19 protein-coding genes are annotated in these 22,707 nt (G+C 56.4%); 8 read left to right on the top strand and 11 right to left on the bottom strand.

Features of this window, described 5'->3' with window-relative positions; all coding sequences use genetic code 11:
- Positions 1-232: 232 nt before the first annotated feature.
- Positions 233-775, top strand: a complete 543-nt coding sequence (locus tag IQ241_RS09885; RefSeq protein ID WP_322743618.1) for a GNAT family N-acetyltransferase — start codon at positions 233-235, stop codon at positions 773-775.
- 139 nt (positions 776-914) lie between these two features.
- Here IQ241_RS09885 and IQ241_RS09880 read toward each other — a convergent pair whose 3' ends face one another.
- Both IQ241_RS09880 and IQ241_RS09875 read right to left on the bottom strand, forming a co-directional pair.
- On the bottom strand, positions 915-1,580 hold the full coding sequence (locus tag IQ241_RS09880) for a hypothetical protein (RefSeq protein WP_193906538.1): 666 nt from the start codon (positions 1,578-1,580) through the stop codon (positions 915-917).
- A gap of 135 nt (positions 1,581-1,715) precedes the next feature.
- Positions 1,716-4,013 carry an ATP-dependent helicase gene (locus IQ241_RS09875; protein ID WP_193906536.1) on the bottom strand — a complete coding sequence of 766 codons (2,298 nt, stop codon included), beginning with the start codon at positions 4,011-4,013 and terminating at the stop codon, positions 1,716-1,718.
- Positions 4,014-4,154: 141 nt separating this feature from the next.
- Between IQ241_RS09875 and IQ241_RS09870 the strand changes: the two genes are divergently transcribed.
- Positions 4,155-4,409 (top strand): hypothetical protein, encoded by a 255-nt coding sequence (locus tag IQ241_RS09870; protein WP_193906534.1) that lies wholly within the window; start codon positions 4,155-4,157, stop codon positions 4,407-4,409.
- A gap of 77 nt (positions 4,410-4,486) precedes the next feature.
- Here IQ241_RS09870 and IQ241_RS09865 read toward each other — a convergent pair whose 3' ends face one another.
- The gene (locus tag IQ241_RS09865; protein WP_193906532.1) at positions 4,487-6,070 is read right to left on the bottom strand and encodes a cation:proton antiporter; all 1,584 of its coding nucleotides are present in this window, start codon (positions 6,068-6,070) and stop codon (positions 4,487-4,489) included.
- Between the two features lie 30 nt (positions 6,071-6,100).
- Positions 6,101-7,924, bottom strand: coding sequence for a DNA repair protein RecN (gene recN / locus IQ241_RS09860; RefSeq protein WP_193906531.1), 1,824 nt, complete (start codon positions 7,922-7,924; stop codon positions 6,101-6,103).
- 220 nt (positions 7,925-8,144) lie between these two features.
- On the opposite strand from recN, the gene IQ241_RS09855 reads away from it, so the two are divergent.
- Positions 8,145-10,256 carry an ABC1 kinase family protein gene (locus IQ241_RS09855; RefSeq protein WP_193906529.1) on the top strand — a complete coding sequence of 704 codons (2,112 nt, stop codon included), beginning with the start codon at positions 8,145-8,147 and terminating at the stop codon, positions 10,254-10,256.
- Positions 10,257-10,261: 5 nt separating this feature from the next.
- Here the strand turns inward: IQ241_RS09855 and IQ241_RS09850 are convergent, their stop codons facing one another.
- The gene (locus IQ241_RS09850) at positions 10,262-10,699 is read right to left on the bottom strand and encodes a hypothetical protein (RefSeq protein WP_228021548.1); all 438 of its coding nucleotides are present in this window, start codon (positions 10,697-10,699) and stop codon (positions 10,262-10,264) included.
- A gap of 295 nt (positions 10,700-10,994) precedes the next feature.
- Here IQ241_RS09850 and IQ241_RS09845 point away from each other — a divergent pair, with 295 nt between their 5' ends.
- On the top strand, positions 10,995-11,669 hold the full coding sequence (locus IQ241_RS09845; RefSeq protein ID WP_193906527.1) for a sigma-70 family RNA polymerase sigma factor: 675 nt from the start codon (positions 10,995-10,997) through the stop codon (positions 11,667-11,669).
- A 213-nt stretch (positions 11,670-11,882) separates the two neighbouring features.
- The gene (locus tag IQ241_RS09840; protein WP_193906525.1) at positions 11,883-12,383 is read left to right on the top strand and encodes an anti-sigma factor family protein; all 501 of its coding nucleotides are present in this window, start codon (positions 11,883-11,885) and stop codon (positions 12,381-12,383) included.
- A 20-nt stretch (positions 12,384-12,403) separates the two neighbouring features.
- On the opposite strand, the gene IQ241_RS09835 is transcribed toward IQ241_RS09840, so the two are convergent.
- The gene (locus tag IQ241_RS09835) at positions 12,404-12,934 is read right to left on the bottom strand and encodes a LabA-like NYN domain-containing protein (protein ID WP_193906523.1); all 531 of its coding nucleotides are present in this window, start codon (positions 12,932-12,934) and stop codon (positions 12,404-12,406) included.
- A gap of 703 nt (positions 12,935-13,637) precedes the next feature.
- Between IQ241_RS09835 and IQ241_RS09830 the strand changes: the two genes are divergently transcribed.
- Positions 13,638-16,046: a serine/threonine-protein kinase gene (locus tag IQ241_RS09830; protein ID WP_193906522.1), complete on the top strand. Its 2,409-nt coding sequence runs from the start codon at positions 13,638-13,640 to the stop codon at positions 16,044-16,046.
- Positions 16,047-16,082: 36 nt separating this feature from the next.
- Here IQ241_RS09830 and IQ241_RS09825 read toward each other — a convergent pair whose 3' ends face one another.
- Positions 16,083-17,708, bottom strand: coding sequence for a FecR family protein (locus IQ241_RS09825; RefSeq protein WP_193906521.1), 1,626 nt, complete (start codon positions 17,706-17,708; stop codon positions 16,083-16,085).
- Positions 17,709-17,953: 245 nt separating this feature from the next.
- Here IQ241_RS09825 and IQ241_RS09820 point away from each other — a divergent pair, with 245 nt between their 5' ends.
- A complete protein-coding gene (locus tag IQ241_RS09820) occupies positions 17,954-19,411 on the top strand; it encodes an outer membrane beta-barrel protein (protein ID WP_193906520.1) in 1,458 nt (485 codons plus the stop codon).
- Positions 19,412-19,437: 26 nt separating this feature from the next.
- Here the strand turns inward: IQ241_RS09820 and IQ241_RS09815 are convergent, their stop codons facing one another.
- The 4 genes from IQ241_RS09815 to IQ241_RS09800 all read right to left on the bottom strand — a co-directional run bounded on the left by IQ241_RS09815 (position 19,438) and on the right by IQ241_RS09800 (position 22,026).
- The gene (locus tag IQ241_RS09815) at positions 19,438-20,508 is read right to left on the bottom strand and encodes a 3-deoxy-7-phosphoheptulonate synthase (protein ID WP_193906519.1); all 1,071 of its coding nucleotides are present in this window, start codon (positions 20,506-20,508) and stop codon (positions 19,438-19,440) included.
- A gap of 132 nt (positions 20,509-20,640) precedes the next feature.
- Complete coding sequence (locus IQ241_RS09810; RefSeq protein WP_193906518.1) at positions 20,641-20,943, bottom strand: DUF7734 family protein; 303 nt, start codon at positions 20,941-20,943, stop codon at positions 20,641-20,643.
- A 16-nt stretch (positions 20,944-20,959) separates the two neighbouring features.
- Positions 20,960-21,556 (bottom strand): DUF3177 family protein, encoded by a 597-nt coding sequence (locus IQ241_RS09805; protein ID WP_193906516.1) that lies wholly within the window; start codon positions 21,554-21,556, stop codon positions 20,960-20,962.
- Between the two features lie 245 nt (positions 21,557-21,801).
- On the bottom strand, positions 21,802-22,026 hold the full coding sequence (locus IQ241_RS09800) for a Calvin cycle protein CP12 (RefSeq protein WP_193906514.1): 225 nt from the start codon (positions 22,024-22,026) through the stop codon (positions 21,802-21,804).
- A gap of 331 nt (positions 22,027-22,357) precedes the next feature.
- On the opposite strand from IQ241_RS09800, the gene IQ241_RS09795 reads away from it, so the two are divergent.
- Positions 22,358-22,707: FIST N-terminal domain-containing protein (locus tag IQ241_RS09795; RefSeq protein WP_322743617.1), on the top strand; the 350-nt coding region annotated here is incomplete at its 3' end.

Raw genomic sequence — 22,707 nt, 5'->3', positions numbered from 1 at the left:
AGTAAGGATGCGCAGCGCGGAGTGCGGCACATCCTTACTCCAAAGTTATTACCTCTAGGGCACACCCAATTTTATAGCCTAAAACCCCGATTCTCTCATTACTCCCTGAACGGTTACCGATTTTTAGCCTGATGCCGGAGGTGCCGAGCGTAGTTTTGACTATCAGTACTGACCAGTACAATGAGGGTAACTGATTCGGTTCTTCATTCGGATGTCTGCGTATGGTCAGCGTGTGACTAAATCAACTTCCTTCAAAGGGTTTCTAATTCGAGACTGGCAGGAGCGCGATCGCGCCGCCGCCGCTAACGTCATCCGCTCGGTGCTGGCAGAGTATGGCCTGGGTTGGGAAGTTGACTGCGGCCAATGTACCGATCGAGATGCGGTCGAGGTCGAAAAATACTACTGGGCGACCGGCGGCGAATTTTGGGTAGTTGAGTCCCAGGGGCAGATTGTGGGAACGGGTGGCTACTACCCGATTGCTCGGGGCGAAAAAGCAGCTGAAATTCGCAAGATGTATCTCCTACCAGAAGCTCGGGGTCAGCAGCTGGGTCGGTTTTTACTTAGCCAGCTCGAAGCCGCCGCTGTCGAAAAAGGCTTTGAAGAGGTCTGGATAGAAACCGCCAGCGTGCTCAAGCAGGCGGTGGCGCTGTATGAGCAAAATGGCTATGTGGCGGCAAATGGTGTGGAGACTGACCGCTGCGATCGGGTCTATCACAAGGCAGTTTCGACCAGTTTCCAGACCACTGATAAAAGTAGACTATGGCCAGTTGAGTGAGCTTCGGTTCTGTCTTCTGCTATGAATAATCCGGCACTCGCCCATCGCCCCTTGCAGCCAAATCCTAGTCAGTTGTCTCACTCTGGCGGCTTTGATGCCGACATCTTTATAGATTCTCTGGCAAATCAATCTGCTCTCACTACCGGAAATTGCAGCCTATTCCAGCCCAGAGATAGGTGATGACAGCATCCGGCTGATTCGAGGAAAGCAGTCCGAATAGCTGATCCTCCGCATTAAACTCTGTTCCCAAAGAACTTTCAAAAACTTCAACCTGATAGGCCTTTTCTAACTCTGCGAGCGTCTTACCAACGCGAATCCCTTCAGCCGTCGTCAGCTCCGCACTTCCCATCTCGTCACGAACACTCCAGCCAACAAACTGATCTTGCATAGCATTTAAGGTAAAGCCATTTGGGTAGGTCGCAAACGTCATTGGCCCAGCACCACATTCAGCATTCGTACCCATCTCGGCGGATTCTTCCAGAGCGGCAGCGACGGCTGTTTGGGCTAGAGCAATATCAGATTCAAACGCTACATCTTGAGTTTCCCCAGTCTGAGCGTTGGTTGCTCGAACGCCGTCCCCAGCTAGAGTCAGCGTTACTTCTGCCGAATTTGTGGCGACAGCGCCTTCTGCACCATTAGCCGCATCTGCTGATGCCGTTTCGGAAACCTCTGTCTTCGGATCCAAGCTAGCGGGTTCACTATTTGCATCGACGGCATTTGGAGATCCTCCACAGGCCGTGACCGTCAGGATCAGGAATAGACCCATGGGGATGAGTGTTTGATGGTACGGGTTTTGGCTAGACATGCGAGTGAAAAATGCTTTCCTTGCTAATACATCTGCTTCTGACTACGGCCTCAGCATTCCCAAACACTATGGCCAGTAGCAATGAAAACAAAAAAACTTCCCCGTTGTTCAGTTAACCAGCTGACGTCGCCAGATTCAGGACTTAAGCGATCGCTGGAGGGCTGGCAGCAGCGGGCAGGGTTCGGCGGCCTGTAAATTGTCAGGATTGCTCCAGCTGAAGGGAGCTTGCTTAGCGGCAGACATCCACAGCAGGCGTTTGGCCCGGGTCATAGCGACATAGAGTAGGCGAAATTCTTCTGCCTTTTTGAGATTGCCCGCCTGCTGCCAGGCGTCCCAGATATCGGGGATGGGCTGGGCCTGGGACTGATGCTCGGCGTGAATATGGGCGCGGAGCTGGGCGCGGGCCACTTCGGCAAGGTCAAAATCTCCCAAAAACTCCATCTGCGGCGGAATCCAGACTTTGCCGGGAATCATCCGCTCATGTAGGAAGGGGAGAAAGACCGCGTCCCAGTCGAGGCCCTTAGCCTTATGCATGGTGATGATGGTCAGCTGGCCAGGTCGCATGTACTGAGATTCGGTATCTTCCGCCTCGATCGGGCTGAACTGCTCGCTGCCGACAATTTCTTGCAGCGCCTGGAGCATCGCTGCCAGGCTGCTGTCTTCCGCCGTTTGCTGAGCAATCCGAGCGGCGAGCTTATCGGCGGTAGCGAGTTCGCTCTGGTTATAGCTCAGGGTCAGCCCTAGAAAGGGAATCAGCTGATAGGGTGGCAGCTCTAGCCGCGATCGCAGCAGCCCCGTACAGTAGCGCCGAGCCTGGATTGCCGGTTCTGCCTGGAGCGGCGGTTCCAGCGGGCCGGGGTAGAGAAACTGCTCTGGGGTTGGGGTCAGCGGGTTGAGGTCTTGCTTGGGCAGGAGATCGCGGCTGACCAGCACGCGCAAAGCTGCCTTCAACGCATCGGGCGAATGGGGTCGCTCGATGAACTGCAGCAGGGCCAGCATTTCGGTAGGAATTTGATTGTTGCGATCGCGCTGCCCCACGTCATAGATCGGCGGCCCGTGGCTAAAGTCGAATCCCAGCCGCTCCGGGTCTTCCAGCAGAGCGCGGAGAAATCGACCCTGCCGATTCTCTCGCACCAGCACGGCCATACTCAGGTTCGGCTCCGCTTGAAATAGCTCCATTACCCGCGCTGCAATCCGCTTCACGGTATCCGTCACCTGCTCGGGTCGGGCCAGCTCTACCCCTTGGCCCAGCGGTGCCGGATTGGCCTGGGGCTGCGGGTCGTCTGGCCCCACCGGCACAATCGCCTGCGGTCGGAAGGGCTGCTCGCCGCCGCTGAGGCCAGAGCGATTCATCCAGTCTAGGGCAAAGTTCGCCGCCGCCATAATCCGCTCCGTACTTCGACCGGCCTGCTCAATGGTCGCCAGACGGCCCTGCTGCTGGCAGCGATCGCAGAACTGGTTGAAAAAGACCGGGTCCGCTGGGGTAAAGGTGGAGTTAATCGCCTGGTTCGGATCGCCCACCCGCAACAGGTTCGCCGGGGCCAAACCTTCAGGATCGGCGGCGAGCACCTCCAGCAGCTGCGTTTGCAGGGGCGAAGAATCCTGGGCTTCGTCTTCAAAAATAGCAAAAACGCGAGTCTGCCACAGCCGCCGAATGTCATCATCGGCCAGCACCCGCAGCGCCGCTAAAATCATATCGTCGTAGTCAATCAGGCTGCGCTCCCCTAGCAGCGCCTGGTAGCGCTCGTAGAGGCCCGCCGCGATCGCGAGCACCTGGTAGTCCTCCACATCGTCGCTCAGCCGCTGGGTAAAATTTTGCGCCAGCGTCGCCAGGTCGGATGGCAGCAAGCCCGAGCTTTTGGCTTCGTGAATCACCGTATAGGCCAGGCTCGGCAGCACCTCCGTCCGTAAAACCGACTGCCGCCGCAGCCGTTCGGCCGCTTCGCCGTCGAACTGGCGGCCTTCGATCAGCCGGTGATACAGAACGGGGCTGAGCCCAAGCCACTGCTCTACGGCGGCGCGAATCAGGCGATGGCCCTGGTTGGGCGAAATTAGCGTTGTCGTTTCTAAGCTGATTCCCGAAATTTCGGGATTACGGGTGGCGATGTTGAGCGCCAGCCCGTGCAGCGTCTGGACGGTAAAGCTGGTTAGCGGCAGGTTGAGCTGGCGTAGATGCTGCCGCACTTTGGCCTTGAGATTGGCGGCGGCAGAGCGGGTAAAGGTGACTAGCACCAGCTGACGGCGGGCGTGGAGCTGATGGCGGGCGATCGCGATCGCGGCCGCCGCCGCCATCCCGGTGGATTTTCCCGAACCCGGCACCGCCGACACCGCCAGCGGCCCACCGCTCCAGTCAGCCAGCTCGCGCTGCCCAGGCCGCAGTCCTTCACTGATAGTCTGGAGCAACTGCGCCCGGGGATTTAGGATTGAAGTCATAGGTTAGCTAAGAGAGAATGCTCAGGGGGTACCGCCAGCTGTACTAAAATAAGGCTGGTTGGTGAGCCGATCCTAAATGTAGTTAAAATTTGATTAGCTGCGCTAGCACTGCTCCCACCCGCTGTAATATTTGGTTTCTCTATGGCTGCTTCAAAACCCTTAGAAGGTTTAGATCTGATCGACTGTGCTAAAGCAAACGCGCCCCAGGGAAGTCGGGTCGCGGCTGAACAGTGCGGCTATGGCAGCGACCTGGAAAAATTTATGACCGCGCTGAAGCAGGCAGCGGACCATATGGGCGTCGAGGTCAAAGAAATCGAAGACCTGATCACCGATCAGTCCATCGCCAAGCGCACCCAGGGGATTGAAGTCGCTCCTGAAACAAAAGACAAGCTGTAGTGCCCCGCAGCCGCCCCGCAGACCCCTAGTAAACGCCTGTCAACGCCCCCGTAAACGCCTATCAAAAACCAGCCCAACTAAGCAGCCGCCCCTTTTTCTGGCAGGACATTGGGCAAAAGTGGTGAGAGTTCGTCCTTGAGCTGACCGGCGCGAATAAACTCGGCGTAGGTATCCGACTCAATCGCCATCAGCTCATCCCGCACCTGTTCCGCCGCAAAGGTCAGTATTTCTGGGTTCTGCCGCGTCAGCTGCTGTACGTCGTCCTGCAGCTCCTCCAGCTGCCCTTCGACTAGGGCAATCTGATACTTGGCATATTCCTCATCCACTTCTTGCCGCTGGATCAGCTGCCGCAGCCGGTCCAGAACGCGATTCAGCGCTACCCGATGGGCAATTAGCTGAACGTACTCCTGCCGCAGCGGCTGGTCGCCCAGCAGATTCAACCAGGCCAGCAGTGGTTTAGTGGTTAGCCCCTGCACCAGCAGGGTAAACAGCATGACGCCAAAGACCACGGCGATAATTTCTTCCCGCTCGGCTAGGGCCACCGGCACGCTCAGCGCCAGCGCCACTGAAACCGATCCGCGCAGCCCGCCCCACCAGAGCAGCGTCTGCCCCTGCCAGGAAAGATCCGACTCGACCGCCTGATTGCTCAGGAAGCCCAGGCCAAAAATGCTGACCGCCCGGGCGATGATGATGGTCGCGATCGCGATTCCAATCGAGTCCAGATGCTCAATCAGGCCGTCAAACTTGACCTGGTCGCCGATTAGCAGAAACACAATCGAGTTGACGAAAAAGGCTAGAAAATCCCAAAATTCCGACACCACCAGCCGGGTGCGCGGGTTCATGCCAATCCGGGAGCCAAAGTTACCCAGAATTAGCCCGGTCGTGACCACCGCAATTACGCCGGAGCCGCCCAGCTCTTCAGCCACCAGGTAAGTGCCATAGGCCGAGACCAGGGTAAGCGACTGCTCCACTAGGGGCAGGTCAAACCGCTGGGTTAAAAACGAAATGCCAAAGCCAATTAGGCCGCCGATGCTGACGCCGACGCCGACAAACACCAGAAACCGCGCCACCGTCACCGAAAGGTCAAACTGCTCGTAGCCCAGGGCAATCCCCAGCAGCAGATTGAAAGCAACCACCGCGACCCCGTCGTTGAATAGGCTTTCGCCTTCCATCAGCGTCGTCAGCCGCTTATCGACTCCGAGCTCTCGAAACAGCGCCACCACCGACACCGGATCCGTCGCCGATAGGCTGGCCCCGACCAGCAGCGCTACCGCCAGCGAGTCGGTGGCAAACTGGAGCAGCCCCAGCACTAGCCCGCCGACGCAGATCATCACGCCGACGATCGCGAATAGGCAAATTGGCACTAGGTCGCGCCGCAAATTGCTCCACTTAATATTCCAGGCCGCTTCAAACAGCAGCGGCGGCAGGAAGATAAACAAAATCAGCTCGGGCGACAGATTGACCAGCCGCACATCTAAGACCGCGAGTCCGAGCCCGACCAGCAGCAGCAGCAGCGTATAGGGAATATTGCGAAACCAGCTGAGGACTCGCGATAGCGTCGCGACACCCAAAGACACCGACAGCACCAGCAGGAACTGACGGAGATTTTGCTCAATGGCGGGGTCTTCCAGGGCAGGCTGGACGGCGGTTAACCAGGTCATAGTTTAAGTATGAAACACAGAAGATATAGGTTAACCCGATTTGCGAGACTTGCCGTTTGATTTTGAGGCCGACCGGCGGCTCGGTTTGGGGCCAGACTGGCTATCAGGTTGGGGGGCTGACTGGCGAATCGTCTCAGCCTGGGCCAGCAGAGAGTTGGCAAACGCGATCGCTTCCTGGTGCGATCGCCCCCCGGCCAGCTGGGCCAGCTCTTCTCGGCGCGAATGGGAATCCAGCGGCGTCACCTGCACGATCGTCCTTTCTTCATCGGGCCGTTCGGCTTTTGATTTATGGGATGTCCCGGTCGGCATCACCACCTGCTTACCCACCTGGAAATGAGCATCGGCCATTGCCGCTACCAGCGGCTGGTGGGTAACGCACAGCACCTGATGCTGACGGCTGAGCTCGTGCAGCTTTTCCGCGATCGCCTGGGCCACCCGACCCGAGACGCCGACGTCAATTTCATCGAAAATCAGTGTCCCCACCGGGTCAACCTGGGAAAAGCAGGCTTTGAGCGCCAGCAGAAATCGGCTCATCTCACCCCCCGAGGCAATTTCCGCCAGCGGCTGCAGCGGCTCACCGGGGTTAGGGCTGAATAAAAACGATACCTGGTCGGCTCCGGCTGCGGTCGGCGGCTGGGGTTGGAGATCCGCCCTGAACTTAACTCGCTCCATCGCCAGCGGCTTCAGCTCGTTGACCAGCTTATTTTCTAAGACGGTCGCGGCGGCCTGGCGATACTGAGTAAGCTGGGCACAAGCCAACTCTAGCTCGGCCTGACGAGCCTTAAAAGCGGCTTCCAGGGCCTCTAATGACTGGCCATCGCCGTTCAGCGCCGCCAGCGACTGCTGAATTTCCTGGTAATAGTCAACCAGATCGGGCAGGTCGCGGCCATACTTGCGGCAGAGCTGCTGGAGCTGAACGATCCGCTGCTCAACCGTTTGCAGCCGCTCCGGATCGGTTTCAATATTTTCGCCATAGGCATTGATCTGACGGCCCGCTTCCTCAATCTGGGCCAGGGCCTCGCCGACCAGCTCTAGCACCGGGCCGACTTCTGGGTCGTAGCGCAGCATGTCGCTGAGAATGCCCTCTGCCTTACCCAGCAGGTCGGAGCAGGCTTCGGCAGAACCGTCGTTTTCGTAGAGAATCTGGTAGACCTGGTAGCTCTGCTGCTGGAGTTCGACGCTGTGGCTAAGCCGCTGCTGCTCGACCTGTAGCTGGTCCAGTTCCTCTGGATCTTCGATTTGAGCCGCGCTCAGCTCCCGGCCCTGGTACTCAAACAGGTCGAGCTGCTGCTGGCGCTGCTGCTCGGCCCGCCGTCGGCGATCCAGGTTTTGCTTAGCCGTCGTCGCAGCAGCATAGGCTGCCGCCACCGCCTGTCGCTGGGCGCTCAGCTCTGGGCCGCCAAAGCCGTCGAGCCAGTCGCGCTGCAGGTCGGCGGAACCCAGCTGCAGGGTCTGGCCCTGGGCCGTAATCTCGATTAACAGACGCCTCAGCTCTTCCAGCTGGGGTTTGTTGACCACCACGCCGTTCAGTCGCGAACGGCTGCGGACGGCCCCCTTCCCTGCCGTTAGCTCGCGGCTGCAAACCAGCTGCCCGTCTGCCGCTGGCAGATCGTGCTGGCCTAGCCACTGGTCGATCGCCGCCTGCGACTGAAAGGTTGCCTCGATCAGCGCCTTGGGGGTACCGGTGCGTACCAAACGGCCAGACGCCTTACCGCCCAGCACCGCGTCGATCGCGTCTAAAATAATCGACTTGCCCGCCCCGGTTTCGCCCGTCAGGACGTTTAGCCCCGGCTGCAGCCGCAGGTCGAGCTGCTCAATCAGCGCAAAGTTCTCAATCTTTAGGGAGACTAGCATGGCGCGTTAGGCGGCTCGGGCCTGTGTCTTCTTGGCGATTGCAGAGGGATGTCCATGGTTTATCTTCGATGAAGGCGCGATCGCGACAGCTAAAACTGTCCGATTTTTACTCTCAGTTGTTACAATAGTTTACAAAGGTGCTATCAGACTCGGGTAGGCCCCGGTAGGTTCTAAGATTTGCTCTGCTGACAGACTGACGCTCTATATATCATCTCTAAATATGACTAAAACGGTGACGCCTAACCCGCTGAAAAGGACTGACCTTGAGGCTGAAATCCGCCCGCATGACTCGGCGCAAAGTCGGCAGCTGCCGACTCAGTCGTCTGAGCCCACTCCGCTGGAGCAGACGGCTGAACCGGCGGCTGAGAGCTTAACCAGTATAGAAAAATCTGCGGTTAAGGTTCCCAGCTCGGTGCCTCTGCCCCAGTCGCTGGCAGATATTCTGGTCTACGATCCGGACGCGATCGCGGCTTACTATCGCCGCCGTCCCTTTCAGATCGTCTTTCGCCTAGCTGAAATTCTCTGGCTGTTTGCGGGCTATGGCCTGCAGCTGCTGTGGGATCGTCAGTTCAAGCAGCAGGCGATCAATGCCCGCAAGCGAGCCGCCCGCCTGCGCGAAATTTTGACCCAGCTGGGACCTGCCTATATCAAAGTAGGCCAGGCCCTATCGACCCGCCCCGACCTGGTGTCGCCGCTGGTGATGGAAGAGCTAGTCAAGCTGCAAGACCAGCTGCCGCCCTTCTCTAACGAGATTGCCTTCCGCTTTATTGAAGAAGAGCTCGGTCAGCCACCGGCTAAAATCTACGCCAGCCTTTCCCCTAACCCGATTGCCGCCGCCTCGCTGGGGCAGGTTTATAAGGGCCAGTTGAAAAGCGGCGAAGCAGTTGCGGTTAAGGTGCAGCGGCCCGGACTGGCGCAGCAGATTACCCGAGATATTGTGATTTTGCGCTGGATTGCCGAATGGGCTACCAACAACGTCAGCCAGGTGCGCAGCGACCTGGTCAGCATCATGGACGAGTTTGGCGCCCGCATTTTCGAAGAGATTGACTATAACCACGAGGGTGAAAACGCCGAGCGCTTTGCCGATCTGTACGGCTACCTGCCCGAGGTGATTGTGCCGCATATCTACCCTGAATTCACCAATCGCCGCGTGCTGACGATGGAATGGATTGAGGGGACTAAGTTAACTAATCTAGACGCATTAGAGGCCCAGGGCATCGACGCTACCCACGTGATTGAAGTCGGCGTCAAATGCTCCCTGCGCCAGCTGTTAGAACATGGATTTTTCCACGCTGACCCCCACCCCGGCAATCTGCTGGTCACCGCAGAAGGCAAGCTGGCCTATCTAGACTTTGGCATGATGTGCGAAGTTCAGCCCTACCAGCGCTACGGCCTGATTGAAGCCATCGTCCATATGGTCAACCGCGACTTTGACGGCCTGGCCAGGGACTATATCAAGCTCGAGTTTTTGACCCCAGAGACGGATCTCACCCCGATTATTCCAGCCCTCGCTGGCGTTTTTAATAACGCCCTGGGGGCCAGCGTCGCCGAGCTCAACCTCAAGAGCATTACCGACGAATTTTCTGAGCTGATGTATGAGTATCCTTTCCGGGTGCCGGCCTACTACGCGCTGATTATTCGTTCCCTAGTGACCCTCGACGGCATCGCCATCAGCGTTGACCCAGAATTCAAGGTGCTGAGTAAGGCCTACCCCTACGTGGCGCGCCGCCTGCTGACCGATCCGGCCCCCGAACTGCGGGCTTCGCTGCAGGAGCTGCTGTTCGAAGAGGGCGGCTTCCGCTGGAATCGGCTGGAAAACCTGCTAAAGAACGCGCGCAACAGCGACGAATATGACCTGGATAAGGTGCTCAACCAAACGGTTGATTTCCTATTTTCAGAGCGAGGTGAGTTTATCCGGGTGCGAGTGGCCGATGAACTTGTTAAGGAGCTCGACAAGCTGGGCTACGGCCTCATCCAAAGGCTCTATCGTCAGGTTCAGCTCAACGGCCGGACAGAACCGACGATTGCCTTCCAGGCCCAGTCGAATCAGCCGAGTAACTGGGAACATGTCGTTCGCATCCTGGGTATTCTGCGCGACACAGAGGGGTTCGATGCCTCTACGCTGGCGGCTCTATTGCCTCAGATTGTGGCTAAACCCGAGACCCGAGATCTGGGCCGCCGGATCGTCAGTGGGCTGGCACAGCGAGCCGCCGCCCGAATGATTCGCGAATTTCTACTGGCCCGGCCACCGGCAACGCCTCCGCTAAAAGCCGTTCCGGCGGCTCCATCCGCCGTTGCAACGCGACCGGCGGCGTTGCCCTCAGCCATGTAGAGTAGCTACTCGCGCTGCTCCAGCTCTTCATACTTGCGCTTGAGATTTTTCTCAAGCTCCTGAATTTCATCTCGCCGGGCCGCCGTTTCGAGCGCCCGGCGACGGACTTCTTGACCTTGTAAGGTCAGCGACTGACGCCACTGCTCCACCCGATTGAACTCTTCTCGCAGCGCGCCGGGCGTCATGCCCTGACTGAGGTATTGAGAGACGATCTCCATGACCCAGTCAGACGCATCTTGAAGATCCGTTACCGCCTCCTGGCTGTCCAGGTCGAGGATGACCAGCAGTCCCTCGTTGAAAGGAGTGGCCGCTTCCAGCATCACCAGTTTTTCCTCGGTAACGGTTTCCCACAGATATTCGGCCCGCTGATGAGCTAAGAGCTGAATCAGCACTTCGCCTGTAGCAGATTTTTGATGAATTTTGGCCAGATATCGCATGGTCATCGCCGAGTTTCGGAAAATGTGACGCAGATCAAGCTGAGTATACCCTGAGCTATCTTGCTCAAATGGCTACTCACAGATGTTTCGGGTAACAGCCCCATTGAAACCACTCCATCTATACTGTGACAAAAAAATGACAGGCACAATGAAAAGCTTTGGAGTCTATTCTCTTACATAATAAATTTCATGTTAAAACTGCAAAGAAATCTGGAATTTTTTAGCTCCAGGTTGAAGCAGTCCTGCTTTTTCAATGACCTAACAAATTTTGCAGTACGCTTTGAGGGTATAAGAACTGCTTATGATAAAGTTGAGCCTATCTGTACCCTGGTCTTCTGTCTCATCGGCTTCCCCCGCAGCGGGCTCAGGCGCGATCGCAGATCGTCCCGAGCAGCTCTCCAACTTTGACCTAGTGCTCTGCTGTCAAACCCAGCTTCGGCCGGATCAGTCAGCCTTTTCTGAGCTGATGCGTCGCTATCAGCCCCATGTCGAGCGCCTGCTCTATCGCCTAGCGCCCGACTGGACCGATCGGGCCGATCTGTCCCAGGAAGTTTGGATTCGAGTCTATCGAAATGTCTGCCGATTGAAGGAGCCCATCAAGTTTAAGGGTTGGCTAGGTCGGATTACAACCAATCTATTTTACGACGAGCTGCGTAAGCGCAAGCGCGTTGAGCTACCCCTTTCCCTAGATGCGCCCCGACTGCTGAGTGACGGCCAGGTCGATTGGGAAATTGCGGCCGAAGATGCCAGCCCGGTTGAGCATATGATGGCACAGGAGTTTTACGACCGGCTGCGCCAAGCGATCTCGGAACTGCCCGAAGCATTCCGAACAACCATCATCCTGAGAGAGCTTCAGGGCCTGTCCTATGAAGAAATTGCTGAAATCACGCAGGTTTCCCTGGGTACGGTCAAGTCTCGAATTGCTCGGGCTCGGCATCGGTTGCAGGCCGAGCTCAGCAAATATCTGGATGGGTAAGCTTCATCATTGCGTTAAACTTTGTTGATTTAATCGCGGCCTTAGCTTTATCTGGACACATTTTCAATTCTATGCGTCTATGATTTAAGCAGCTTTAGCAAAGGTCGCTGGCTTAAGCAGCAGTTAGCAGCTGCTGAATTTTTTTGGCGGGTTTGACCTATGCGGCTCCCACATCTGGGGTTTACTCGACTTATTCTTGGTCGTCCTTACACCATGACATCTAATTCAGACCGCTCTGTTCCTGTCAATCCGTCCCCCTCTTCTCCCTTTCCTCAGCAGGATCAATCAGCTCCGGCAAAAGCCATCAGCCAAGACCAATTTGAGCTGCTGAGTGCCTATCTAGACGGTGAAGTCTCCGTCGAAGAAAGCCAGCGGGTCAGCGAATGGCTCTCTAGCGACGTTGCGGCCCAGCAACTCTATCAGCAACAGCTAATGCTGCGGCGCGGGCTGCGAGCTTTGACGGTGGCCCAGCCGGCCGCTCCGCCAGCCGCCCAGCCGGTCGCTAAAAAGTACACTAATGCTCCAGCGACGGTGACCCTGAATCAGCTGGACCCGCGCCTAAGTCCAATTGCTGTCGCTCTGCTCTGCGCGGTCTCGACTGTAGTAATCGGCATTCTGACCAGTATTATCAGTCCGCCATTGGAGCTGGGTGATTGGCTGCAGTTAGGGACTCCGTCAGTCAACCAAGAGACCCAGTCGCCTGACCTAGAGTAGTTCAGCTGCAAGCGTGAACATCAGGCTGCAAAGCTGTCGGTCTTCTCGATATCTTTTCGAATTGTATTGAGGTCGATGTAGCGGTCAGTCGCATTTCTCAGCTCGCGGGCAATCATTCCTTCGGTAGAAACGACCGTGATGTGAGTGTTTTTTGACCGTAGGAGCTCGACGGCGCGCTCAAAGTCTCCATCACCGCTAAACAAGACAACCCGATTATATTGCTCGACCGTATTGAACATGTCAATTACGATCTCAATATCTAAGTTAGCCTTTTGCGAATAGCGACCTGAGCTATCGTCATAATACTCCTTCAGAATCTTATATCTAACGGTATAGCCCAGACTAATTAGCGCATCTCGAAAGCCTCGCTGATCCTGCGGATCTTTGAGGCCGGTATACCAGAACGCATTGACTAGACTCAGCGCGCCTGACTCATTTAAAAAATATTCTAAAACCCGCTTGGGGTCAAAGAACCAGCCATTTTTTTGCTGGGCATAAAACATGTTATTGCCATCTACAAAGATCGACAATCGATTTGATGAAGAGGTCATATACTAGGTTAAACTTTAAAGTAAATAAACGCTGCCAAACTAAAACTGCTTCAGAAATTGCCGATTTAAAGGGCATTTGCCAGCTCTGAAATCAGGCTTTTGTCGCAGCTAAAGTTTGGTGCGAGCAAAGCTTGGGTTGGGAAGCGCAGGCCATAGCCCTGTTCAAAAACGCTCCCATCGCTTATTCAGAATGCCCTAATTTTTGTGAGCGTCCATCAGCAGCAGTCGGATAGAATTGAGTTGAGCTTTAAACTAAAGGTGGCCTTGCTTAGATCTTGACCCACGCACGGTTTTGTCAAAAGCATAGAGAATTTATGTCGGTGAACTAAAATGGCATAGACGAACTCAAGCCAGTTTTATATAATTGAAAATATCTGCAATCGCCGATCTTAAAGTACCCAAAGTTCAAAAACGCTAAGCCAATTCGCTCACAACCCCCACCATCGGCTTAAATCGTTCGACTTAAATCGTTGCTTTGCAAACGCCTATCAGCTGTTCGTCGATATTGGGTACATGCTAGATGAAAATATCGAATGCAAATATTCAATACTAATCTACCCCTAACGCTCGCAAGTCTCGATAGAATTGTATAGCCTCATTTTTCTACTCTGACTATTATAGGCTCTTTTTTCTCAACAGGCATTGAGCCTGGCTGTCAGATCGCCGGACTTCGGCTTTGTGTAATTTGCTTGACCTGGTTTGAATGGATGTGCCGCCGAATGGGGAAACGACACCGCTGACCCCGGAAGATAAGCTTGCTCACTACTGGCGACGAAACCTGCTGACTCGCCATTGGCGATTGGCGCTGTTGGGCTTCTGTATCTCAGCAGCGGCGGCCGCAACCGGCTTAAATTTGGGGCTAGTGGCGCTTTGGGAGCGGCAGGTACAGACCCTTTTTTTTGAACTGAGAGGGCCGGTGTCGCCGCCTGATGACGTGGTCATCCTGGCGATCGATGAAGAGTCTTTAGCCCAGGGCCAGCACTATCTCAACGATCCCCAGCGCTATCCCCAGCTACAGTCCATTCAGGCCTGGCCCTGGCAGCGGCAGGCCTATGCCACCGCGATTGAAAAACTGTTGCGGGCGGGAGCTAGGGCGGTGGCTCTAGATGTGGTCTTTTCAGCACCCAGTACCTACGGCGAAGCCGATGACGCAGCGCTGACCCAGACACTGCAAACCTATGGCGATCGCGTCGTCCTGGCGGCGGAATATGGCAATATCGATATCCGGCAGGGGGAGCTAATCCAGCCGCTACTGCCGCTGCTCCGGTTCCGAGAGACGCCAGTGCAGATCGGCGCCATCAATTTTCTGGTTGAGCCCGATGGCAGGATTCATCGACTTAGTGAGGCTTTCCTATCGGCGCTCCATCAGTCTGAACAGCGGCTAACCGGGGCAGCGCCTGGCCCAGAGATAGATTCAGGGCCTAGCTCCGATCGCTCAATTCTCAGTTTCGCCCAGGCGACGCTGAGCGCGGCCAAAATCGAGCCGCCACCGGATGTGGGAGAGAGCATCTATTTCTATGGCCCCGGTGGGACGTTTACCCAAATTCCGTTCTGGTACGTACTTGACCCTGACCCCTGGCAAAATCAGCTGGACTCTGGTGCCTTCTTCAAAGACAAGACGGTGCTGATTGGCACGACGGCAACTATTCATCAGGATTTTCATTCGGCTCCCTTTTCCCAAACGCTGCTCTACCCCCAATCTATGGCAGGGGTAGAGATCCTGGCTAATACGGTGGCGACTGCCGCCGCTGGGCGGGCCATTCGGCCGTTGATTCGGTTGCCATGGCTGAATGGGATTGCCGTGCTGCTGTTGGGAATTGGCGTAATCGGGCTGATGCAGCTGTCCCATAAGCCCTGGCAGCGCTTTAGCTGGGCCATGGCCAGCCTAGTCTGCTGGGGGCTGGTGGGCTACGGTGCTCTGGTCGGAGGGCAGGTGATCTTGATGACGGCTACGCCGATGATGGGCATCGTCAGCATGGCGCTGGTCGATCTGGGCTCAGGCTTTGTAGCTGGGCAGTCTAGGCGTAAGCGGTTCCGCAGCACGCTGGCGCGCTATGTGACCTCGCCGATTGTGCAGGAAATTATCAGCCAACAAGATGATTTTCAGGATTTGCTGGTGCTGCGACAGGCTGATATTATTGGCACGCTGCTGTGCGATCGCTACCGTATTCTTCAGGTCTTAGGGGCGGGTGGCTTTAGTGAAACCTACCTGGCCTCAGATACTCAACGTCCGGGTGCGCCAACCTGCGTCGTCAAGCAGCTGAAGATTGTCAGCAACAATCCCCAGTCTCACCAGATGGCTCAGCGGCTCTTTAGAGCTGAGGCCGATACCCTGGAGCGACTGGGTGAGCATGAACAAATTCCTCGGCTACTGGCCTATTTCGAAGTCAACTATTCTTTTTATCTGGTTCAGGAACGGGTCGAAGGCGTCTTGCTGCGGGAGCTGCTAGGTCAACAGTCGGCAATGTCGCAGCGTGCCGTTACTGAAATGCTGATCGACCTGCTGCCGGTGATTGGCTTTGTCCATCAGCAGGGTGTCATCCATCGCGATATCAAACCTTCAAACATTATTCGCCGGACTGCGGATGGTCGCTTTGTGCTGATTGATTTTGGTGCTGTTAAGCAGATTTCTAATCAGCTGGCTGATACCAGCGCGCGGGTGACCTCAACGATTGGAATTGGCACCCAGGGCTATATGCCCAGCGAGCAGTCAGCCGGTCTGCCAAACTTTAGCAGCGACCTCTATGCCCTGGGTATCACCGCCATTGAGGCCTTGACCGGGCTCCCACCCCACGCCATTCAGCGAAGTTCGACCGGTGAAATCATCTGGACTTATAAAGTTGTGGGGCTGTCGATTGAGCTAGCGGCGGTGATTAACCGTATGGTGCGCTATGATTTCAACCAGCGCTATCGCTCTACCCAAGAAGCTTTGACCAATTTAGAGCAGCTCAACCTGGCTACTCTGCCTCACAATCAAGCCGTTTTCCTGGGGCTGACCGACCCAGCGGCACCCGATGGAGCATCAGAAACCAGTGAAAACCTGGCCCCGACTGAAATTTTGCCCGAAAGCTGGCCGGAACAGTATCGGTCCAGCCATCAGTCGCAGAGCTAACTGCAAGACTTTGCCCCGCTAGCTGCATCAGGAAGGCTACTGGGGTTCCGGGGGGACTGTCTCTGGCTGACCCTCCTCCTCTATTGACTCTACGGTTTCTGGATCGGGCGTCTCGATTATTTCGGGAACGGTCTGGGTGGGCTCGGGTGGTGCGGGCGGTGCCTCCTCGGGAACGACCTCAGTCGGCTCGGCTGGCGTCTCGGCTGGCGGCTCGGCTGGCGGTGGCTCGGCTGGCGGTGGCTCGGCTGGCGGTGACTCGGCTGGCGGTGGCTCGGCTGGCGGCATGGCCTCGCTGGGCATCGGCGCTTCGGTCAGCGTTTCGCTGGGAATACCGGTCTCGACCGGTGAGACCGAACTGGGGTCGGTTGTACTGTCAGGAACGGTAGTGGCATTTTCTAAGACGGTTCTGGGTAGCACATTCTCGGCTGTCTCAGGGTCGGCGGGGAAGACTTCAGGCTCGAGACCAGGGTCTGTGGGAGCATCGCTGGTGATTGACGCATCTGGCTGGGCCGGCTGATCGACCGCCGTCGGCACTTCGGTTGGGGACTCGAGGGCAGTCGGGTCAGGATCAGTATCTAGAAACTGATCGGCGGGAGAATCCTCAAAGTCGGGAAATTCAGCATCAATCTCGGCGTCGGCGCTCGACAGTGCGGCTTCTGGCTCCAGTAGTTCAACTGCATCGTTGTCAGGGTCCGGAGCCGTTTCAGCCGGAGCGGTTCGGGCTGACGACTCGATTGGATTGGCCTCCCGTGGAGCGACAATCGGCTCGCGACTATTCATCTCGGGTACCGGGCTAGCCGAGGCAGCCGTATCCCCACCTGGCGGGGTTGCGGTCGGCGGGGCTGCCGCAGGACTGACGTCATTCTGGAGAGAAGAGACGGCGGGCGGGGGCGCAATGAAGTCAGGATTTTCGATAATGCCCTCGCCCTCTAGCGGGGGCTGCTGCTCCAGCGCGTCTAAAATTTCCTGACGGACGCCGTCTAGGGCGTCTGAGCCGGTCGAGGCCGCCGGATCGGTGAGGTTGAGCCCTTCGGTTAGGCCGCTGGTTTCGTAAAACAGCTCTAGGTCGAAATTATAGAGGCGGCTGATCCGATCGCCTTCGACGACGACCATCTGGTGGGCATAGAGCGACTGCTGTTCTGTGCCGGACTGGTTGTAGACCACCATGGGTCCCTGGGGATTGTTCGGCAGCGCGCCAACAATGGTCGTATCCGTTTCTGGAATGTAGCGGGTGAAGAGCCCCGATCCCTGGATGCCGGTAACGGCGTTAGGCGTTTGGATTGTGGTGCGGCCTCGCCCCGGTGGAATGAGTAGCAAAATCGTGCCGTTTGAGAGCTGAAAATTTCGCGTATTGGGCGTAAAGCGAAAGGTCGCTCGTTCGCCAATCCGTGCGAGTGAGCCATCGTTGAACCTGAGCTCGGCCCGGGCGGCAGGCGCAGTTCTGAGGGCATCGCCAATCCCCATCACATCGGCCAGTCGCGCTGTCCGGGCAGTTCTCCCACGGGGAATCAGCTGCACTCGATTGCGCAGAAAGTCAATCCGAGCCCAGGTCAGAGCTTGCTGGGCAGCGGCTTGACTCGGCAGGCCCAAAACTGCGGCTGCCGCCAAAAGCGCTGAGAATAGCCATGTCGAGGGACTTCGTCTAAAGGGATGCCGATTCATAGATGTTTGGAGATTTTTCTGGCCAGGGTAGGCTGGGATTGTGCTGGTATCGATCCGACTGATAAGTTTTATAGGGCTGACTGAAAAGTATAAAAGCGTCTGAGCAGTGTATCGCTATATGCTTGACTCTATAGGTTTACTTAGCTTTGGGCAGGGACGATGGGTAAGATTCGGTCTGATAACCGGCCTTTTGTCTTATATATTACCGTCTGTGCTGCTGTGCCCAATTTGCTGATGGGTCAGTTTTGACAGATTCTTTACATCGGACTGGGCTGAGGTGGGGGCTGCTGCCGCTGATCTGGCTCGGTAAAATGACCCGCTCTAAGACCAGACGCCGTTCCCGGCGCTGGCGGATTGCCTTCAGCATTTTGCTAGCTGTAATGGCGCTCTACGAAAATCTTCCGGCTGAAGCTGAGTTCGAAGTTGAAACCCGGCGTTTTCATCCGGAAAGTACCAGCGAGTCAATCGCCGATCCAGAAATACCAGAAATAGTAGAAGCGGATTTAGCGGAGCCCGACCCCGACCGAGCGGCAACGCTGGTTCAGCCAATGCTGGATATTGACCTGGCTCAGCCGCTGCCAGTTCTAGAGCAGGCTGAATCCGCGATCGCGCCCCCCGCTCTGCCAGCGCCCCTGGCTGCTGAAATGCCAGCTCCAAATCCGGATGCTGTGCCCAGTGCAGAGGCCAATAGCAACCCATCAAGTCCAGACGTTGCGCTGTCCGTTGAGCATATTTCTCCGCCTGCCGAGGATATTACTGAGTCGGCTGTAGGCCACGAAGATCAGCTGACTCAGCTGCTGGCCGACCGCCCTCCGCCCAACCCCGAGCTGGGTACCCTGCGGCTTGAGCCGCTGGCTGGGCTGACCGAGCCGCTGGCCGAAGCGACGGCCGATCCAGACCTGGGCATTTTGCGGTTGCAGACGCTGCGATCGCGCCGGGATGAAGAACTGGGCATTTTGCGCCTGCTGGAGCAGGCCCAAGCCGCAGCTGAGCCGCCCGCCCCCACCGTCTTTATTGGCGGCCGAGTCGGCTTGTTTGACAGCGACAACGTTTTTCGTTCGCCGGTCTCCGTGGATGAGCAGGTGGCTCAGCTGGGGCTAGCGCTCTACGCTTTTCCTAAGCTGTCGGAGCGGACGAGTTTGTACGCGATCGCGGAGAGCAATGCGGTCCGATACAGCGAATTTTCCAGCGTGGACTACAACGAACTTCAGTTTCAGCTGGGACTGCGTCAGCGTCTCAGCCAGCGTGCCTATGCCCAGTTGGGCTGGCGCAACCGGTACCTCTACCAGGACGGTTTGCGTAAAGAGCTGCTGCGAGCCAACTACATTGACCTACTGCTCAGCCGCCGCGACGTGCTGAACCGACGGCTGTGGCTCGACAGCTACTACCAGGCCTTTGTCAGCTTTGTCGAACCGACCAGCTCTAGCCGCTTTCACCAAACCCTGACGCTTTCGTTGAACTATGGCTTCAGCCCCGATTTGCGCGCCACGCTGCTCTACCAGCTTAACTTTGACGACTACACTGAGATCGAGCGCTTCGACACCTATCATCAGGTGATGGGACTGATGAACTACAGCATCACCCCCAACAGTCGGCTGACGCTGTTTGGCGGCGTCAAGTTTGGCAACTCTACTAGCAGCAGCGTAGACTTTGACGATTTAATCTACGGCATCGGCCTCAACCTCAACGTACCGCTGTTTTGACCGTCGTCTAAAGCCGCAGTCAAAGCCTAATGCCGACCTACGGCTTCTGCTGACTGACCCACCGCCGCCGCGAGGGACTGGAGCATCTCTGCCGTCGTATCGATATCAACGCAGGCATCGGTAATGCTCTGGCCGTAGATCAGACGCTGCAAGTCCCTGGGAATTGGCTGGTTGCCGGCGACCAGATGACTCTCAATCATTACCCCAATCAGGTGTTTGGAGCCATTCATCACCTGCTGCACCACGTCATTGAGCACCGTTACCTGACGACCGTGGTCCTTATTGGCGTTGGCGTGGCTACAGTCCACCATCAGCCGTGGGTTCAGGCCCTGCTTGACCAGAGTCTGAGCCGCGGCCTCCACATGCTGGACACTGTAGTTTGGCCCCTGCTTGCCGCCCCGCAGCACTAGGTGGCCGTCGGGGTTACCGGTCGTGGCGACAATGCTGGCCAGGCCGCTCTTATTAATCCCCAAAAAATGATGGGGACGACTGGCTGCCAACATCGCGTTAGAAGCCGCCTGAAGGCTGCCGTCAGTACTGTTCTTGAAGCCAATCGGCATTGACAGCCCAGAGGCCATTTCACGGTGGGTTTGGCTCTCGGTCGTGCGGGCGCCAATGGCCGTCCAGGAAATCACATCGGCGATGTACTGGGGCGTAATCGGGTCGAGCAGCTCAGTCGCCGCGGGCAACCCTAGGTCGGCCAGGTCGAGTAGCAGCTTACGGGCGAGTCCTAGACCAGCGTTGATGTCATAGCTGCCATCGAGGTGAGGATCGTTAATCAGACCTTTCCAACCAATGCTGGTGCGGGGCTTCTCGAAGTACACTCGCATGACAATTTCCAGCTGGTCGGAGAACGCCTGCCGCAGCTTCACCAGACGCTTGCCATACTCGTAGGCGGCGTTGACGTCATGCACCGAGCAGGGACCGACAATCACTAGCAGGCGACGATCTTCGTTGTAGAGAATATTGCGAATGCGATCGCGCGTCTGGGCCACTAGCGCGGCAGCGGCCTCGCTGATCGGCAGCTGGTGATGTAGCAGGTCGGGGGCGACCAGCGGGCGGGTCTCAACCACGTGGAGATCTTGCGTTTTTTGCATGGTGTTATGGATAGGCATAGCAGTGAGCCGACAGCTCAGTATCGACCGATACGGTTAAAACCATCCCCATTGTGACAGGTCTCGACCCGAATGGGAGTAAGGCCAATGCTGAACCGCAATGAACTTCGCGCTTCAGACGCCAGCCTGGTCTAGCCGAGACAAAAACTCAGCTAGGCTGAGCCCCTGCTCGAGGTAAACCGGTGAGTTGGGCCGATAGGGACCAGCTAACCGATCGATCTGCAAAATGTCGGCGGTGTCTGGTAGCACAGGAACATCTGGATCAAAGGCCGTCGGCTGCATCAGCGAGCTGGAGAAGCCTCTGAAAATAATAATCTGGTCGAGACCGCCAGCAATATTTGCCTGCACCAGCAAAACCTCCTGCGGATGCTTAAGGCTGTACTGCTCTAGCCGCTGACCAATCGGTTCGGTGATCATCACTCTCCCCAAAGCGCTATTGATTGGTCGCAGAGCGCCCCTGCCGCCCCAGCTTCACCAGAACGAAATAGCCCAGACAGGCCATATAGATCACCAGCCCGACAATCCCAAAAAAGCCGAGAAAGCCGCTCGTCGTTCTGCCGTGAAAATAGTCGCGGTATAGCCTTGGGGCCTCTAGCCAGGTCTGGCAGGCCGCAGAACTAAAGGCTGAGTTTGAAAAAGCGCAGCGCAGGAAGAACAGCTGAATAACGATGTTGACGCTGCTAAAGACGGTGATCGCCCAGCGCCAGGCCGAAAAAAGCAGCTTCAGCAGGCTGTTCGGCTGCTCTCTAATTTCTTCGTTGAGGTCGGCCCAAAACCAGAGGCTGAGCGGAATCAGCGCATGGGCTATCAGCGCAGCGACAAAGCTAATTGAAAAGCCGCCAATCATCAGATAGACCGTGATTGCTAGCAGGCTCGCTACTTTCCAGTAGATAATCAGCAGCTGCTGAATCGCATCAGCGCGTCTGATTACAGCCCAGAGCAGCAACACCAGCGGTGCTAAGACTGTAAACAGTACTGCTAATCGATAGTCCGTCCACACTAAAGCGCGCAGAATTGAGGGGTCTAACATATCAACCTGACGGCGAGGTTAGGCAAGGAACTCGTGAGTATCACTCGAATGCGGCACCACTCCAAACGGTCCCATTGAGGTTGGCACATGAGCTTGGTCGTACAGTAGCCAAGGCCGAACTTCGGCTGAAGCTCGGCCCTTGAGTCTATCGAACTATTGAGTCTATCAAATTATCGGAACTCTATACGACTTCTATCCGGCTGCCCGAGCGGAGAATACTATCGCCCAGTGTTGAGCCCGATGGCCTAGTTATCGTAAACCCGGCACTCATCGGCATCGGGGTTATTTTCGCAGTACTCTTCGAATGAGGACTTTTTGGGCTTTGTTTGACGCTGGTGCGACGCTTCCGCCTGAAGCTCTTCAACGGCATCCCAAGCCGCTGCGCAAGCTTCGGAATCACTGCCGTCGGTACTGCAAGCAGCCCGAGCCGCTTCCTTTTCAGATTCAATTTGCTGTTGAATATCGCTCATAACAAACCGTACTAATGTTCTATGATCGAGAGGTTGACCTGACTGGACGCTTAATATCCAGAATATGCTGTATTGACTATTGTAACCTTAAGCATTTGTACTTATCGTATCACAAGCGTCAATTTTAGAATTTATCTAGAAAGTGCGCTAGAAGTGCGCTGGACAGACTTGATTTTATCACGGCTAACTTTTTGCCCGGTACGGATAACCGCTTCGTTACCATCAGTTTTAGACTGGCAGCTTTAGACTGGCATCAGGCTTAGACTGGTGTAGCGATTCAAAAGCTATCTTTTCAATTATGGCAGCGGCTGCTCAAACTCCTCCCCAAACGATGAAATGGGCTAGTGCAATCTCAACTCAGCCTTCGCTAGAAGCGGCGGTGCAGGAGGTCGCATCCCAGGCGATCTCACAGCTGGGTGAGGAGCCAGACTTGGCAATGGTATTTGTATCGACCGCCTTTGCCAGCGAATATGCCCGTCTGCTGCCGCTGCTGCGCCAGCAGATTCAAACGTCTCCCATTGTCGGCTGTAGCGGCAGCGGGGTGATTGGTATGCAGCCGGTTCAAACCCCGCTAGAGGCGGAGGACCAGCCTGCTTTAAGCCTGAGTCTGGCGGTGCTACCGGGAGTTGAGGTGACGCCATTTCACCTGACTGGGGAAGCCCTCCCCGATCTGGACAGCCC

Source organism: Vasconcelosia minhoensis LEGE 07310 (assembly GCF_015207255.1).
Classification (GTDB): Bacteria; Cyanobacteriota; Cyanobacteriia; order Phormidesmidales; family Phormidesmidaceae; genus Vasconcelosia; species Vasconcelosia minhoensis.
This window is presented reverse-complemented; position numbering and strand designations above follow the sequence as displayed.